Source organism: Paenibacillus sp. FSL P4-0338 (assembly GCF_038002365.1).
GTDB lineage: Bacteria > Bacillota > Bacilli > Paenibacillales > Paenibacillaceae > Paenibacillus_AQ.
The window spans coordinates 4,822,621-4,838,819 of the sequence record NZ_JBBOCG010000001.1; the positions used below are offsets into that span (position 1 = coordinate 4,822,621).

The following is a 16,199-nucleotide window of genomic DNA, read 5'->3' on the forward strand; positions in this document are numbered from 1 at the left end:
ATAAAATAGGATTAGGGGCCTGTTTTTCAATGATTTTTTATACATAATCCATCATTTTCCGACACAAAAACTCTTTTTTTCCGACATACGCTCAAACCGCAGCGTATGCGCTATAATCGTAGCAGTGAACCGCAAAATTCACTTAATCTTTTAGAGTCAGGGCTGGTGATATTTGTTATGAAATTGGCAACAAAATTAACATGGATGATGCTGATTGTATTGCTACTGGTTGGTTCATCCATAGGCTTCTTCGGTTATCATGCGGCTTACAAGCAGATCGATGAAGCTGCAGGTATTGAATTGGTAGGCTGCGCCAATATAACCACCGGCCTTATCGATCCTGCCGACATAACCGCTCTGGCTGCCGGGGATACCAGCAAGCTGGCTGCAATCGAAGACCGCATCGGATGGATCAGTGATCACAAGCCTATTTTCAAAGAAGCCTTCATTCTTTCACTGGACGGCAAGGTGCTGGCCGCTGACAAGAACTTCAAGAAACGAGGCTACAAAGCCGGAGACCCCTTCTACTTCTCAGATGAAGATAAAGAAATGATTACCACCATGAAGCATTCCGCCTACTCGAAAGTGTATACATATCAGGGTACCTCCCTCAAAACCGGCTACGGCCCCATCTATCAGGACCATGACCCTACCAAACCCATCATTGCATTAATGGCGATTAACTTCGACGGCCCGTTAATTCAATCCCGGACCATGGATATCATCACCCAGCCCTTCCTGATCGGCAGCTCGATTCTGATTATTGCAATTCTCGCCGCCTATCTGCTCATCCGCCGGATGGTCAGCCCGCTCACCAAGTTGTCTGCATCAGTCAACACGGTAGCCAAAGGCGATCTGACCCGGGAACCGCTGCTCTTCACGGCCAAGGACGAGGTCGGCAAGCTTGCCCGTGACTTCAATGCCATGACCCTGAGTCTGCGTGACCTGATCACACAGGTCAATGATACATCCATGCTGGTTGCCTCCTCTTCCCAGGAGCTGTCCGCCAGCGCCCAGGAGACCAACCGGGCCGGAGAGCACAGCGTTAATGTCACCCTGGATCTGGCCGACGGGGCACATACCCAGCTGCAGAATCTGGAGGGCAGCTTCAAGGCCGTACAGGATATGTCGCATTTCATTACTGAAATTGCAGGCAATGCGGACAGCGCGATGAATCAGGCAGCCATCAACTCCCAGAAGGCCCGGACAGGCCGGGAATCTATGGACTCGACCACTTCACAGATGGCTATTGTAGGCGCGAGCATCTCGGATCTTTCCGGCATTATCGAGACGCTGGGCAGCCATTCCAAAGAAATTGAGAATATTGTCGGCACCATAGCCAGTATTGCCGAGGAGACGAACCTGTTATCCCTTAATGCGGCCATTGAAGCTGCACGGGCCGGTGAAGAGGGCCGCGGCTTCGCCGTTGTGGCAGGCTCTGTACGCAAGCTGGCTGAACGTTCGGCCGGATCTGCCCGCCAGATCGGTGAGCTGGTCAGTCTGATTGTCCAGCAGATGGACAAGGCCGGAGAGACCATGAAGCACTCCACGGAAGAGATGCATCACGGCAAAGAGATGATTATAGCCGCCGGACATTCTTTCTCCGAGATTGAGTCTTCCGTCTCCGATATGTCTGCACACAGCCAGCAGATTTCGGCCACCGTGCGTGAGCTGGCCCTGCTCTCTGACGGGCTTGTCGCTTCGATCCAGAAGATCGTAGCGGTCTCCAATCAGACAGCAGAAGGCGCGGAGACCTTGTCCGCTTCATCCCAGGAGCAGCTTGCGGCCATGCAGGAGGTCGAATCCTCCGCCGCATTCCTCTCCTCTCTGGCAGAGAAGCTGCAGGTATTAGTCGAGAATTTCAAAATTTAGGCTGGAGTCTCATATATTTATCTACGAAAAAGGCTGCCCTGATGTGGAATAACCCTTCACATCCAGGACAGCCTTTTTTGTGCAACAGCAATCAGATACATTATGCTGTATTCTCAATGAACCATTGACCCAATTCGTTAACCGGCATCGGACGCCCATAGTAGAAGCCCTGCATCACCCGGCAGCCCAGCGATTGCAGCAGCTCAATCTGCTCTGTAGTCTCCACGCCCTCGGCCACAACCTCCATGTTCAGATTGCTGGCAATGGCAATGATGTTGCTGATGATCGCTTTCTTGGAATGCATCTTGCTCTTGCGGATGAAGACCTGATCAATCTTCAGGGTGTTCACCGGAATCTCATCCAGATTGCCAAGCGAGGAGAAACCGGTTCCGAAATCATCCAGGGATACCCGCACACCTAGATCCCGCAGCTTGGAGAGCTGGGCAACCGTCTCTTCCATATTGTTCATGGCAATCGATTCGGTAATCTCCAGTTCAAGGAAATGCGGCGCAAGGCCCGAACGCGACAGTGCCTCTTCCACTACCTCATACAGGCTACCGCTTTCAAACATCCGCGCCGACATATTAATCGAGACCGCTACACTGGCAACCTTTGCCTGATGCCAGAGCATATTCTGTCCGCACACCTCATGCAGCATCCAGTATGTAATAGGGACAATCAGGCCGGTCTCCTCGGCGATCGGAATGAACTCCCCCGGAGAGATGACGCCATGCTCCGGGTGTCTCCAGCGCAGCAGCGCCTCAAGCCCCACGGTGACATTCAGCAGCGAATCCCATTTGGGCTGGTAGACCACCATGAATTCCGAACGGGCCAGCGCCTTGCGCAGATCCTTCTCAAGTGACATCCGCCGGACCTGATGACGGTTCATCTCCAGATCGAACACACTGAATTTATTCTTGCCCGAATCCTTGGAAGTATAGAGCGCCGTATCGGCCGCTTTCATTAGCGCTGAACGATCGGTGCCGTGCGCCGGAGTCATACTGATTCCCACACTCGCAGTTACGTACAATTCGTTACCTTCAATGCTGTAAGACTTCTTGAGCTCCTGGAGGATATGCTGTGCCACTTCCTCCGCCGCCACGGCGGTGCAATCCGGCAGTGCAATCAGGAATTCATCCCCTCCAAGCCGGAACACTTTCCCCTTCCCGCCCACGCAGCAGGTCAGCCTGGCAGATACGTCCCGCAGCAGCAAGTCTCCAATATCGTGCCCCAGCGTATCATTAATCGATTTGAAGCGGTCCAGGTCAACAAAAAACACGGCGCCGGAGACCCCGCCGAAGAAATCATCCTTGAAGTAGCGCTCCAGACCGTGCCGGTTCGGCAGCTCGGTGAGCGGGTCATGATAGGCCATTCGCTCCAGTACATCCCTGTCCAGAAAAACATTGCCGCCGGAGATTGCCAGCACGAACAGGGTAACCAGTGAAATCCCTGTCAGCAGAACCACATCAGTCTCCATCAGCATGGGGGCAGGCGCCTGCCAGCTGTAATTATGCAGATCGCTTGCTCTCAGACTCGTATAATGCATACCGGTAACCGCCAGGGCGATGAATAGTGCCGAATACAGCTTCCAGGGGCTGAAGACCGTATGATCCTTGAATCTGTGGAACATTAGAATTCCGATGTAGGAAGCAGCAAGAGCAATCAGTACCGATACAGCCTGATCCATTGCCCTGTAATGAATCTTGGCCTCCATCTCCATGGAGGCCATTCCAGCATAATGCATGAACGATATGCCGCTGCCGAGTATGCAGCCGCCCGCAAGAAGCCGCCAGCTTCTCTGGCGGGCAGCCGTAACCATCTGAAGGGTTGCATAGCAGGAGGACATAATAATTAGCAGGGACACGGCAGCCATCACCGGATGGTAGCTGACCTTGAACGGCAGCCGGCTGGCCATAATGCCGACAAAATGCATAGCCCAGATTCCGCCGCCAAGCACACAGGCACCCGAGAGCAGCCAGAGACGTCTGACCCGGCCCGCGGAATGGGAAACCTGCGAAATCAGATTAAGCGCGGAGTATGCTGCTGCGGCAGCTAGCCCATAGGATAGTAAAACAATCCAGATATTATAGTGGATTCCCATTTGATCCATAGTTGACCTCTTCACTGGTTATAGTATCAGCGTCGTTTCAGGGTCTATCTTAAGTTATAAATCAATATACGAATAGCGGATAAATGGAAGAGTATATAATGATTACAGGTATTCTCTGAAAACTAACATTAGCTGTATTTTACCCTGTATTCACCGGGCTGTCTAAGTAAATAATGGAACTTGGACCCTTTTTTGAACGCCGGCAAAAATTGTCCATATTTGTCCTCAGCCGCCTGCGCGGAGGGTTGGAAATCCGTTGTCCCGGGAGGCGTCCGGCAGGAAGGCCCTGCGCCAGATCCAGGCATTCGCAGCTACCAGAATTACCATGTAGATGTATATTCCTGCAGGAATCAGGGTGAAGACATAGTGTAATCCGGCAAGCCCCCCCAGAATGAACAACTGGACAAAGGCGCTGCCGGTGAATTCCTTCCGCTGCGCCGCCTCATACTTCTCCGAGAACGGGAGCGCCTTCGGGAACGTAAGGAAGCAAATAACGGCATACAGCAACAGAGCCAGCAGGACTACTACCATGTCTGCTATAATCCAGGAACCCAAGAGAGCGATGAACACCGCCGCCTCCAGCAGAAAGAGCGGAACCAGCAGCTTCACGACCGCAGCCTTCAGCATTCCCCGGTAGACCAGCCCCTTGCCCGGCAAAGGAATCACCTGATAGATCCACGCACCCTTATAGCTGGCCGAGTAACGGACCATCTGCACGACTGTCATCAGCAGCAGCGCGCTGTAATAGATAAACAAAAAGGACTTGGAGCTTCTGATCCCGGCCAGATCGCCGCTCCATACCTGATTGAAGATGAAGATAAAGGGAAAGATCAGCGAGAAGCCGATGGTCGGATAGACCCGGAGCTTGAACTCGCGTTCATTCTTCATCATCGACCAGGTGAAGCGGAAGAACATGGCCTCCGCTTTGTTCCGGCACACGGTCTCCGACAGCATCCGGGCAAACCGCCCGTTATCCCTGCCCTCTGCGCCATGCTCAGCCAGTTTCTGGAGGCTGCGTTCAAATACCGGCATCAGCCGGATGTAGGCGGCGAACATCACGGCAGGCACCACCACAGAGAGCGCTGTCAAAATAATCACGGACCGGCTTCCTGTTCCGCCTCCCAGCAGCTCGAACGGTGCCCCGAACCAGACCGGAGCCAGCAGGAAATGCCACCAGGCTGTAGCGAATTCCAGGCCCAGCGTTGATAGATTGAATATCCGGCTAACCAGCTGTGCACCGACAGTTACCGCCACAGACAGGATAATCTGTACGTAGTTGATGATGTCCTTGAGCTTTTCCCCGTCAAAGAACCTCAGGATCAGCAGATAGATCAGAATATGTAAGCTCTTGGCCATGTTCAGTGTGCGGCGGTCCACCGGCTTGGAGAAGAGGATATTCTTATCCCGCAAATCCAGCATTACCGTCGAGAAATCGGAGATCAGCGTTGTGGTGATCAGGAACATCACTATACTGAACAGCAGACTCATCATCAGGATATGATGGTCTCTGGGCGCAACCATGGCGATCAGCATCAGCCCCAGCAGCAGATAGATCCACTGGACTCTGAAGGGCGAGCCCTCCATCTCCAGCTTGGAATTCTGCGACCCGGAGAACAGGGTAGGTGTCCGTCTGCCATCCATCGTCAGCTTGACCTGAAGAATGCGGCGCATGAGCGCATAATCGGCTCCCAGCCCCTTAAAGATCCACTGTACCCGGTCAAGCAGCTTCAGAATCCGGAATTCAGTCATACGCCGCACCCGCGCCAATCACAGCCACGAACTCACTTGCAATATCCCTGTATTGATCGAACCCGGTCAGCTGATTGAAAATCTCCTCCAGCGACCCCTCCCGGCTCTGCTCCCGCAGCTGCGTGAAGGTACCGTCCGCGACAATATCGCCTCCATCCAGCAGGATGATCCGGCTGCTGATTCTCTCGACCACATCCATAATATGCGAGGAATAAAAGATCGTCTTGCCCCTGGCGGCAAGCGTGGCGAAGATTTCCTTGACCACCATTACACTGTTAGCATCCAGTCCGCTGAGCGGCTCATCCAGGAACAGAATATCCGGGTCATGCAGCATGCTGGCAATCAGCAGCACCTTCTGCTTCATTCCCTTGGAGTAAGAGGCAATCCGCATATCATAGGCCTTCTCCATACCCAGCAGCCCCATCAGCTTCCGCGCCTTGTCATCGGCATCCGCCTGCTTCAGTCCATACAGCTCACCGGTGAAGGTCAGATACTCCCGCGCCGTCAGGCTGTCATATAGCTCTGCCACCTCGGGCACGTATCCGATCCTTCTTTTGTACGCTGTATCCCCGTCTGAGATATCCCTGCCAAAAATCCGTATCGTTCCGTTATATCCCTCCACCAGCCCGAGCATAATCTTGACTGTCGTGCTTTTGCCGGCCCCATTGGGTCCGATATATCCGATAATCTGCCCACGGTATACCTTCAGATCAATTCCCCGCAGCACCATCCGGTCACTATAATTCATCCACAAGCCCTCAATTGAGATAACCGGCTCTTCCGTTAAGACCATTGACGTCTCTCTCCCTTCGGTAAGCGTACTCTTCCTTCCAGCAACAGAAAGTACCATTAACCCTATTCTAGCAAATTTTAGCACTTGATTCCTGTGATTAATCGCAGCGGGAATTCTGCATAGACCCGAAAACAGCAAAAAGAGCAGCCCCTAGGCTACTCTTGATGAATTTGCTATGCGGACAAGGAATGATTACCTTAAGCGGATTCGCTCACGCCTCCGGGCAGATTCCAGACAGCTCTCGATCAGCCTCATATTCAGCAGCGGGTCCTCTTCCGCAATCCAGGGCTTGCCGCTGAAGACTGCCCTGGCGAAATGGTCGGCCTGCTGGACGTAAGGGTTAGCACCAACGGCCTCGACACGCCGGGGCTCACCGCCCCCGTACACGAAGAACTCCGCATCATCGAATCTGGCGTTGAACGGCATCGGAATTTCGATCCGCCCCTGCGTACCGAGGACCTCCAGCAGCTGGCGGTTGTACGCCCACATCCCGCAGTCGAAGATCAGGCTCTTCCCGCCGGGGAACTCCACTAGCCCGGAGGCCACCATATCAACATTGTCATGCTCCGGCGAGAACAGCGCGTGCACGGTTACGGCTTCAGGCTCTGTACCGAACAGCAGCCGCGCGGCTGTGAGCGGGTAGCAGCCGACATCATAGAGTGATCCGCCTCCCCAGGCAGCGTTGAAGCGGATGTTGGAGGTATCCGTAGCATCGTTATAGGTGAATGTGCCGCGGATGGAACGCACCGCACCAATCTCGCCGCTGGCGATAATCACCTGCAGCTCATTGATGCGCGGATGATGGCGGTACATATAAGCCTCCGCCAAGTGAACGCCCGCCTTCCGGCAGGCCTCTACCATCTCGGCCGCCTCACGGCTGTTCAGCGCAATCGGCTTCTCGCATAGGATATGCTTACCGGCTTCAGCCGCGCGGATCACCCATTCACAGTGGAGATGATTGGGAAGCGGAATGTAGACGGCATCCACCTCCGGGTCCGCAAGCAGCTCTTCATAGCTGCCATATGCCTGCTCAATGCCGAATTCAGCGGCTACGCTGCTGCTCTTCGTGAGTCCACGGCTGGCAACCGCCCGGATCACTCCGGTCTCGGACTCCTGGATTGCCGGCATTACCGAACCCGTAGCAATCTGCGCGCAGCCCATAATTCCCCAGCGAAGCTTCTCTGCCAAAGTTATCACCTTCCTTATCTTAGTGTGACCCATATAACAGCTATACCCAGCACAAGGATTCTTGCCGCACTCATAAGCACGAAATTCTTCACCGCCAGAATGAAGGTCGTGCCTTTATGCTGCTCCTGATAGAAACGTGCAATATTGCGGTGCAGCGGAATCAGGGTCAGCAGGAGCAGCAGGACCAGGACCGGATGGACCCCGAGCAGCACCAGCACAATCAGATCGGCAAAAGACACATAATAGAGCAGCCTCCACAGCAGCAGCGCATTCTCCCGTCCGATGTAGACCGGCAGCGTGTATCTGCGGTTCTCGATATCATCTTCAATATCGCAAATATTGTTCGCCAGCATAATTCCGGCAATACCCAGAATGGCCGGGACGGAGAACCAGAACAGATACAGCACCTCAAGGAAATTGATATGCAGGCTGATCCATTCGCCCTTCAGCAGCAGCGTGACCACCGCCTGATCCGAATGAATATAGGCCGAGATGAAAATAATGACGAACCCCATGAACAGCCCGGAGAACAGTTCTCCGAGCGGCATCCGCGAGATGGGGATCGGTCCGAAGGAGTACAGGATGCCGATCAGGAACGAGAGTCCCCCGAGCAGGAATACCAGCAGTCCGGTCTGGAATACCAGGGCAATGCCCCCGCCTGCCGCCAGCACAAGGAGAATGACGATCAGCGCCACCACCGTAGACTCCTTCAGCTTGAAGCGGACAATCGGATTATGGGTCTCATACCCGTAGCCATGGGTTTTGGCAGCCTTTTTGAAATCATAATAGTTGTTGATTGCTGTTGTTGCCATATCAAAGCTTAAGAGGGACACCAGCATCAACACGAAGCGCAGGATATAGAAGTCCTCGAACCGGTACAGGGCATACAGCGTCCCCAGCAGCAGCGGGAGCATACTGGCCACCTTCGTCGGCAGCTCGACAAACTTGAAGAAAGTTCTTATATTCACGGCCATTCATCCTTATCAGTCATATGAGCACGTTACTGTGCAGTGGTTGTAATAGTAATCGGCGACCATTCAGCGATAACCGTCTGTCCGTGCGCCGACACGCTGCCTTCCGGGGTCAGGTCCTTCTCCGTCATGATGCCCAGAGCAATGGTGAAGCTGTTGAATTTCACGGGCACATTCCGCTCGCGCCGCACCTCATTGCCATTTACATAGAAGACAGCCTCATTGTTACCCCGGTGGTAGGTGATGGCGTACGTGTTGAATTCACGCGGCTTGAAGTCCGTATTCTCCTTGAAAATACAGAAGTATTTGGTTCCTCCCGTCTCGGGTACGGTTACCCCGGGGAACGGAAGGATGCCGTACACACTCGCATATTTATCGTTGCCCGCGAAGAAATCAAGCGCCGCGCCTGTGGTGAAGTCCAGCAGATTCAGTGACACATAGCCGTCATACAGATCCCCCGGGGCAGTGCCCTGTGTGCGGGCGCGGATCTGGAGCTCGAAGCGGATTTCGCCTGCCTCCGGGATGTCTACCGGCCGGGCCGAATAATACATATGCTTGGCATTATCCAGAATCTGCACCTGATCATGACGGCGGCTCAGCTGAGCCCGTACGTACAGATGATCATTACGCACGATCACCACCGCTTCCGGCTCACGATACGCCCAGAACGAGCCGTCCGACAGCTTGAAGCCGCCCGTTTGCCAGACCTTTCCTTCTTCCAGAATCGTATGGAAATCCCCGATCACCATTTGCTTGCCCTGTGTTGCAGGCATATCTTCGTTCGTTGGCAGATGCTTGTCCATGAATTCTCCCGCTTTCTTTAGTGTAGTAGCCTATCCATTTCTTATATTCTAAAATAGACCCTGAATCAGCAGCGCCACCGTCATGACCGCCCCGCAGCGTACCGATGCGCGCTGTGAAGCACCCATAAGCGGCAGATAAGCTTCAGAAGGATTCTCCGGCTGGAGGCTGCGGTAGATCCGTATCGGGGCAATGGCTGTCAGCAGAGCGAGCAGCGCATATACCGGCAAGATATGAAGCAGCACACATGCAATCAGTGAAGCATAAGAGATATAGAGCAGCACCTGGGAGAAAATCAGCGCTCTGCGTTCCCCCCATACCACGACCAGTGTAAGCTTGCCGGCCTGCTTGTCAGCTCTCCAGTGCAGAAAGTGATGATTGAACAGCAGCAGGGTAGTGAGCAGCCCGCTTGGCAGCGAGAGCAGCACCGGCTTCAGGCTGAACGCTCCCGTCTGAACAAAATAAGCGCCAAGCACCGGCATTAATCCAAAGGCAAGAAAGATGGCAAGCTCGCTGTAGCCCTTGCCCCGGTATCCGAACCGCAGCGGCGGCGCCACATAGAAATAAGCGATCAGCGCCCCTCCGGCCACGAACCACAGAATCTCCCAGCCGCTGTAGAGACTGAGCAGCAGACCGCAGCCAGCCGCAACGGCCAGCAGACCCCAGGTCAGCAGAGCAAACAGCGACTCACGCATAACGCCCCCCGACAGGAACCCGGAGTTCGTGGAGATGGCTCCAGGAGTATGCCGGGCCTCTGTATCGGTTCCGTTGCGGAAATCCCACAAGTCATTTACCATATTGGAGAATAAATGGGCTGCAGCCGCTCCAATGAACGTTATTACAAATAAAAACGGATGGAATACTCCCTGCCATACATAGGCCCCGGCCGTTCCCAGGACAACCGGTATGAGCATAACAGGGATCACTCCAAACCGTGAGGCTTTCTTAAATATGTTCCACTTCTCCATCATGCCAAGAAATATCTCCTTTTATTATTATTTGATAATGATTATCATTAAATTATTATACATCAAAATTCGACACTTTGGACAGATTTACGCTGCAAAATATTCCCTAATCGTGGTACACTATAATCGATGGTACTTATTTCCTATTAAATCTTAAATAATGAAGGGGATCAGATGAAACTCCGCCAAAAAATAATCATCTTCATTAGTTTTGTCGCTATCCTCGGCATTGGCGCCACCTATCTGATGCTTCACCTGATTCTGCTGAACCGCTTCGAGAAGCTGGATGAGGCAGAGCTGGAGCGCAACCTGAGCAAGGCTACCGCTGCTTATCATCAAGAGCTGGAGAACCTGAGAACGGGACTCCTTGATGTTGCTGTCCGTGATGAAACCTACAGGTTCATGGAGAATTCAGCAGCTACCGGCTCTGCTGACTCCGGTAGTACGGTTGCCGCCTTCATCCGCAACAGCCTTGAACCGGCTGCTTATCCAATGAATCATTTCGATATGATTGCCCTGCTTGATCTAGACGGACAACCGCTGTATGGCGGCTCTTATGATCTGCCGGCAGGAATGGTCACCCCGTTAACCCAGGAACAGCTAACGCTAATGAAGCTGATCCGAAGCCGTCTGCCTGTGCCGCAAGCTCCCGGCGAGAGCCGGAGCGGCTTCGTTAATCTGGACAAGGGGACTATGCTAATTACCCTTACACCTATTCTTAACAGCAGCAAGGACAAGCCGGTCATCGGAACGGCCATTGCCGGACAGATGCTGCACCAGGACCGGATCGCTCAAATCTGGGAGGATACCCTGTCAAAGGTGGAGATGTCGCGCCTCACCACCCCCCTGCTTGCGGATAGCGGAGGCGAACGCGTCTGGACTAGCCCTGCCCGAGGCGGGCAGATGTGCATTCATACAGTACTAGACGATCTGTTCGGCGATCCCGGAATGGTCCTCACCCTGAAGGAACCCCGCCAGTTCTACAACAGCGGGCTCAAGTCGCTCTCCACCTTCCGTATATTCTATTTCATCTCCATTATGTTAATGCTGGGCGCAAGCCTCCTCTTCGTGAACCGGTTCATTCTGAGAAGAATGTCTTCTCTGGTCCGCAACATCCGTAGAATCGGCAGCAGCAAGGATCTGTCGATCCGGATTCCCAGCTCCGGGCAGGATGAATTCAGCGAGGTTGAGGTCGAATTCAACCGGATGATTGATTCGCTGGAGCAGACCCAGGACGAGCTGCGGCAGCAATCGATGCTGGACCCGCTGACCCGGCTGCCCAACCGCTCCCTGTTTTTCGACAAATTAAATGAAGCGATTGCCGCCGTTAAGGGAAGTGACCGCCAGATCGTGCTGGTCTTCATTGATCTGGATCATTTCAAGACGGTGAACGATACCCTCGGCCATGATTTCGGCGATGCTATCCTCAAGGAGACTGCCTTCCGCATCACACAGGTTGTCGGCAAGCATGATGTGGTCTCTCGGCTCGGCGGGGATGAATTCACCATTCTGCTCTACGATGTGCCTGATGAAGGCAGCATTGCCCGGCAGCTCTCCCGGATTCAGGAAGCCCTGTCCATGCCGCACCGGATCAAAGGACATCTTCTATATAATACCGCTAGCATCGGCATCAGTATTTATCCGCAGAACGGGGAAGACGCCGATTATCTGGTCAAGCAGGCGGACCTGGCTATGTTCCACGTCAAGGAGACCGGCCGCAATAATATTTTTCAATATTCAGAGGATCTGGAAGCAGGCATCCGGCGCAAAAAAGTACTGGCCCAGCAGCTCCTCTCCGCTGCCGCCGGGAACGAGTTCGAGCTGCACTACCAGCCGATTCTCAGCACGGGGCATGGACAGGTGTCCAAGGTGGAGGCCCTGCTGCGCTGGAACAATCCGGGCTATGGCAATATCTCACCGGCCGAATTCATTCCGCTGGCGGAGAGCAGCGGCTCCATTGTCGGCATCGGCAGCTGGGTGCTGCGCCAGGTCTGCTCTGATATGCGCGATTTCCGCAGCCGGGGGCTTGAGCTTACAGCCGCAGTGAACATCTCCGCGCTGCAGCTCATGCAGCCGGGCCTGCTGGAGCTGCTCCTAGAGCTGCTGGATGAATATGAGCTGCCGGCCTCCAGCCTGGAGCTGGAAATCACGGAGAGCGTGCTCGTCTCCGGGGACGGCATCTTCCTGTCGCTGCAGCAGCTTCGGGCCCATGGCTTCCGGATCTCGCTGGATGATTTCGGTACCGGCTTCTCCTCCCTCAGCTATCTGCGGCGCTTCCCGGTGGATGTGATCAAGATTGACCGTTCCTTCATCTCCGAGATGTCGCGGGAGGCCCAAGGGGATGTGCTCGTCAAGGCGATTATCGAGCTGAGCCATAATCTGGGGCTGCGCGTAGTCTCTGAAGGCATTGAGCATAGAGAGCAATTCGATATGCTGCGGGAGCTGGGCAGCGACGAGCTTCAGGGTTACTATATCAGCCGGCCGCTTCAGGCCCAGGCGCTATATTCTTTTCTGGAGCGAGGTAATTATTACACCAGACGATAAGAGACTTCTTTATAGGCAAGCTACTGGCGATATGATATGATAGGCAAGCTGATAACAGCACCCGACCCAGGGTGCTGTTATCCTATGCGAACACTTATGAAAATTGGAGGCTTTCATTGTTATGTCAGCGCAACCGCACACCGCACAGTCCGTCAAAATCGTTACCGCCGACCCTAGCGCCATCGGCTTATTCGGACTAGCCATCGTTACCCTGGTCGCTTCTTCACAAAAGCTCGAAATTACAACAGGTCTCAGCTACTGTATTCCATGGGCCATCTTCCTTGGAGCCTTCGCCCAGCTATTCGCATCCATCCAAGATGCCAAGCACAACAACACCTTCGGCATGACTGCCTTTGGCGCCTATGCGTTCTTCTGGTTCGGCATGGGAGCAAGCTGGCTGATCAAGCTCGGTGTATTCGGTGCAGTGCTGGCAGAGGGCGTTGATCCCAAGCAGCTGGGATTTGTTTTTGCAGGATATCTTGTGTTCACACTCTTCATGACGCTCGGCGCCGTTGAGGCGAACCGCGTACTGCTGATTATCTTCATCCTGATCGATTTCCTGTTCCTCGGACTCTCGATGGATGCCTTCGGCGTTGCTGCGGAATTCTTCCACAAGCTGGCTGCCGTATCGGAAATGGCTATCGGTATTGTTTCGCTCTACGGCTGCGGCGCATCTGTGCTCAACGCCCACTTCGGACGTACCTTCCTGCCGATTGGTGCCCCGCTGGGCATCTTCAAAAAATAGCTCCGGCCTTCCAGCCGGGCAGGGCCATCCCCTTCTGTCAAAAAACTCGGATAAATGCTTACTGCCCTTTTATGCAGACGGTGTTTATCCGTTTTTGGATTCAGCCGGGTTTTGTTAGGAATCCCCTTGCGCAAACATGATAATAATGACATGCTATAGATACCCAAGCGACATTTATCGACATTTCCCTGCGGTCTAGGAACCGCTTATTATACGCTTTGACATCTGCGGCTTTTATTTTTCCGGTATCGGGGGCAATCCATGGCTTTCCTTAGTAAAAAGCCTTTAAGCATCATCATCGGCTTCATCATCGTCCTGCAGCTCTGCCTGTTCTATTACTATTCCGTTTCCCTGTCCCGGGAATATAGAGCCGAGAAAGCGGATCTGGCCTCACAGGCGGTCACGCTGGCCTCGAACATCGAAGAACGGGTGGCCATTGTGAAAGGGGTCAGCTCCTTTATCCAAACTGTCGGCTTCGATGCCGATCCTGCACTCATCCAGAGCTACCTGGTCACCGCACACGCCAAGAACACCAGCAACGTCACGAATATCATGATCGCTCCGGATGGTCTGATCCGCTACCTCTACCCGCTTGAAGGCAATTCGTCACTGCTAGGCAGAAGCCTGCTGCTGGATTCCTCCCTGGCCTCTCCCGGCATGATCCAAGAAACGCTCCGTTCCCGCAGCATTACAGTAGACGGTCCGCGCACACTTGCCCAGGGCGGCTATGGCATGGTGATCCGGCAGGCTATCTATAAGGATAACTCTCTGGAGGGCATCGTCTCCGTCACCGTAAAGATTGATAATATCATTAACCAGCTTGTGTATAAGGATAGTAATATCTACGTCACTACCAAGGATCATACCTTCCTGTTCGGCAATGAATCCAGTGCGTTGGACCGGCAGCTCACCGTTCCCGTCAACACCTACAATCAGCACTGGCTGATGGGGATCTCCCTGCCCTCCCACAAGAAATGGCAGGTGCTGCTCAGCGTGCTGTGGATTGATATTGCTTTTCTGCTGGTGATTGCCTTCATTCTATATATCTTCTGGTATCAGAGCCGCTTCAACCGTGAACTGGAGAGGGTGGTCAGCATCCGGACCAGGGACCTGCGTATTTCCAAGCGCCTCTATGAGAAGCTTGCCCATTACGACAGCCTGACAGAGATCCCCAACCGGCGCTTCTTCATGGATGAATTCGAGCGTCTGCTGCAGAGCTCGGAGCCGACGCAGACCTATACCTTATTCTTTTTCGACCTGAACCGGTTCAAGGAGATTAATGATACTCTCGGACATTCTACAGGGGACCAGGTGATCAAGACCCTGGCCGGACGGCTCAAATCCGGGAGCCTGCCCTTCAAGCTGTTCGCCCGTACCGGCGGAGATGAATTCGTGATGATCTTCGCTGGGCTGCCGCACACGGATATTCCTGTGATCGCCGGTCAGATCAGCATGCTGATCTCACAGACCCTCCTGATCTCGGGAGCACATCTGAGCCTGTCGACCAGTATCGGCATCTCCCTGTACCCCGAACACTCGCAGAATACAGACGATCTGCTGAAATTCGCTGACATGTCTATGTACCAGGCTAAGTCGCAAGAGGACGTCAATTACTTCATCTTCGACTGGGGGCTGCGCGAGAAGCTGGAGCAGAAGACGATGATCGCCAAATACCTGCACTCCGCCCTGGAGCGGGAAGAATTCGTGCTCTACTATCAGCCCCAGATCAACGCCATCACAGGAGAAATGATCGGGATAGAGGCGCTGATCCGCTGGAATCACCCCGAGAAGGGGCTGATTGGACCAGGGACGTTCATCACCGCAGTCGAAGAAGCCGGGCTGATGATCCAGCTGACCGACTGGGTGCTTCGTGAGGTATGCCGCCAGCTGTGCGAGTGGCGCAGCCTGGGGATGCCGCTGCTGCGGACTTCAATTAATATCTCCAACAGCTGGTTCTACAACCGTAACCTGATTGAGAATCTGTTCGCCGTGCTTGACGAGTACGGACTGGATACCGGTGTGCTGGAATTTGAAATTACCGAGAGCACCGCGCTGCTGGAGGAGCATTATCCGTTGCTGCAGCAGATGCGCGATCACGGGATCATCGTCTCCATCGATGATTTCGGCACGAAATATTCTTCGCTCAATTACCTGAAGCATTTTCCCGTGAACAAAATCAAGATTGACCGCACCTTCATCACCGGCATCGGCGTCAGCTCCATTGATGAGACTATCATCAAATCCATCGTCTTCGTCGCCTCCCAGCTTGGCTATGACCTAATTGCCGAAGGGGTCGAGACGCAAGAGCAGCTGGCCTTCCTGGTGCAGCATAATTGCCCGCATATTCAGGGATTCCTGTTCTTCCCTCCGCTGCCTGCCGATGAGATCCGCAAGCTGGTCTCCTGATCCTGGCAGGATGCTTTGCACGCGGGTATGGCGATCGTTATAATTAGCTTAA

11 protein-coding genes are annotated in these 16,199 nt (G+C 53.8%); 4 read left to right on the forward strand and 7 right to left on the reverse strand.

The features are described 5' to 3' along the window. The first annotated feature begins 177 nt into the window (after nucleotides 1-177). Nucleotides 178-1,872, forward strand: a complete 1,695-nt coding sequence (locus MKZ07_RS21180; RefSeq protein ID WP_341027423.1) for a methyl-accepting chemotaxis protein — start codon at nucleotides 178-180, stop codon at nucleotides 1,870-1,872. 100 nt (nucleotides 1,873-1,972) lie between these two features. Here the strand turns inward: MKZ07_RS21180 and MKZ07_RS21185 are convergent, their stop codons facing one another. From MKZ07_RS21185 to MKZ07_RS21215, 7 genes are all read right to left on the reverse strand, one after another. Further along, nucleotides 1,973-3,982, reverse strand: coding sequence for a putative bifunctional diguanylate cyclase/phosphodiesterase (locus tag MKZ07_RS21185; protein ID WP_076159260.1), 2,010 nt, complete (start codon nucleotides 3,980-3,982; stop codon nucleotides 1,973-1,975). A 225-nt stretch (nucleotides 3,983-4,207) separates the two neighbouring features. Next, entirely contained in the window at nucleotides 4,208-5,731 is a 1,524-nt protein-coding gene (locus MKZ07_RS21190; protein ID WP_341027425.1) for a hypothetical protein, read from the reverse strand. Next, nucleotides 5,724-6,524: an ABC transporter ATP-binding protein gene (locus tag MKZ07_RS21195; RefSeq protein ID WP_036692139.1), complete on the reverse strand. Its 801-nt coding sequence runs from the start codon at nucleotides 6,522-6,524 to the stop codon at nucleotides 5,724-5,726. Before MKZ07_RS21195 ends, MKZ07_RS21190 begins: the two co-directional genes overlap by 8 nt. A 192-nt stretch (nucleotides 6,525-6,716) precedes the next feature. Next, nucleotides 6,717-7,712 (reverse strand): Gfo/Idh/MocA family protein, encoded by a 996-nt coding sequence (locus MKZ07_RS21200; RefSeq protein WP_341027427.1) that lies wholly within the window; start codon nucleotides 7,710-7,712, stop codon nucleotides 6,717-6,719. A gap of 14 nt (nucleotides 7,713-7,726) precedes the next feature. Next, nucleotides 7,727-8,680, reverse strand: coding sequence for a 1,4-dihydroxy-2-naphthoate polyprenyltransferase (locus MKZ07_RS21205; protein ID WP_036692279.1), 954 nt, complete (start codon nucleotides 8,678-8,680; stop codon nucleotides 7,727-7,729). A 32-nt stretch (nucleotides 8,681-8,712) separates the two neighbouring features. Beyond that, complete coding sequence (locus tag MKZ07_RS21210) at nucleotides 8,713-9,486, reverse strand: DUF6081 family protein (RefSeq protein WP_235218358.1); 774 nt, start codon at nucleotides 9,484-9,486, stop codon at nucleotides 8,713-8,715. Nucleotides 9,487-9,534: 48 nt separating this feature from the next. After that, a complete protein-coding gene (locus tag MKZ07_RS21215) occupies nucleotides 9,535-10,455 on the reverse strand; it encodes a prenyltransferase (RefSeq protein WP_341027429.1) in 921 nt (306 codons plus the stop codon). A gap of 171 nt (nucleotides 10,456-10,626) precedes the next feature. Here MKZ07_RS21215 and MKZ07_RS21220 point away from each other — a divergent pair, with 171 nt between their 5' ends. The 3 genes from MKZ07_RS21220 to MKZ07_RS21230 all read left to right on the forward strand — a co-directional run bounded on the left by MKZ07_RS21220 (nucleotide 10,627) and on the right by MKZ07_RS21230 (nucleotide 16,147). Continuing rightward, nucleotides 10,627-12,996 (forward strand): bifunctional diguanylate cyclase/phosphodiesterase, encoded by a 2,370-nt coding sequence (locus MKZ07_RS21220; protein WP_076159269.1) that lies wholly within the window; start codon nucleotides 10,627-10,629, stop codon nucleotides 12,994-12,996. A gap of 121 nt (nucleotides 12,997-13,117) precedes the next feature. Beyond that, nucleotides 13,118-13,741 carry an acetate uptake transporter gene (locus tag MKZ07_RS21225; RefSeq protein ID WP_036692138.1) on the forward strand — a complete coding sequence of 208 codons (624 nt, stop codon included), beginning with the start codon at nucleotides 13,118-13,120 and terminating at the stop codon, nucleotides 13,739-13,741. Nucleotides 13,742-14,002: 261 nt separating this feature from the next. Then, nucleotides 14,003-16,147, forward strand: a complete 2,145-nt coding sequence (locus MKZ07_RS21230; protein WP_051493257.1) for a bifunctional diguanylate cyclase/phosphodiesterase — start codon at nucleotides 14,003-14,005, stop codon at nucleotides 16,145-16,147. The last annotated feature ends 52 nt before the right edge of the window (nucleotides 16,148-16,199 follow it).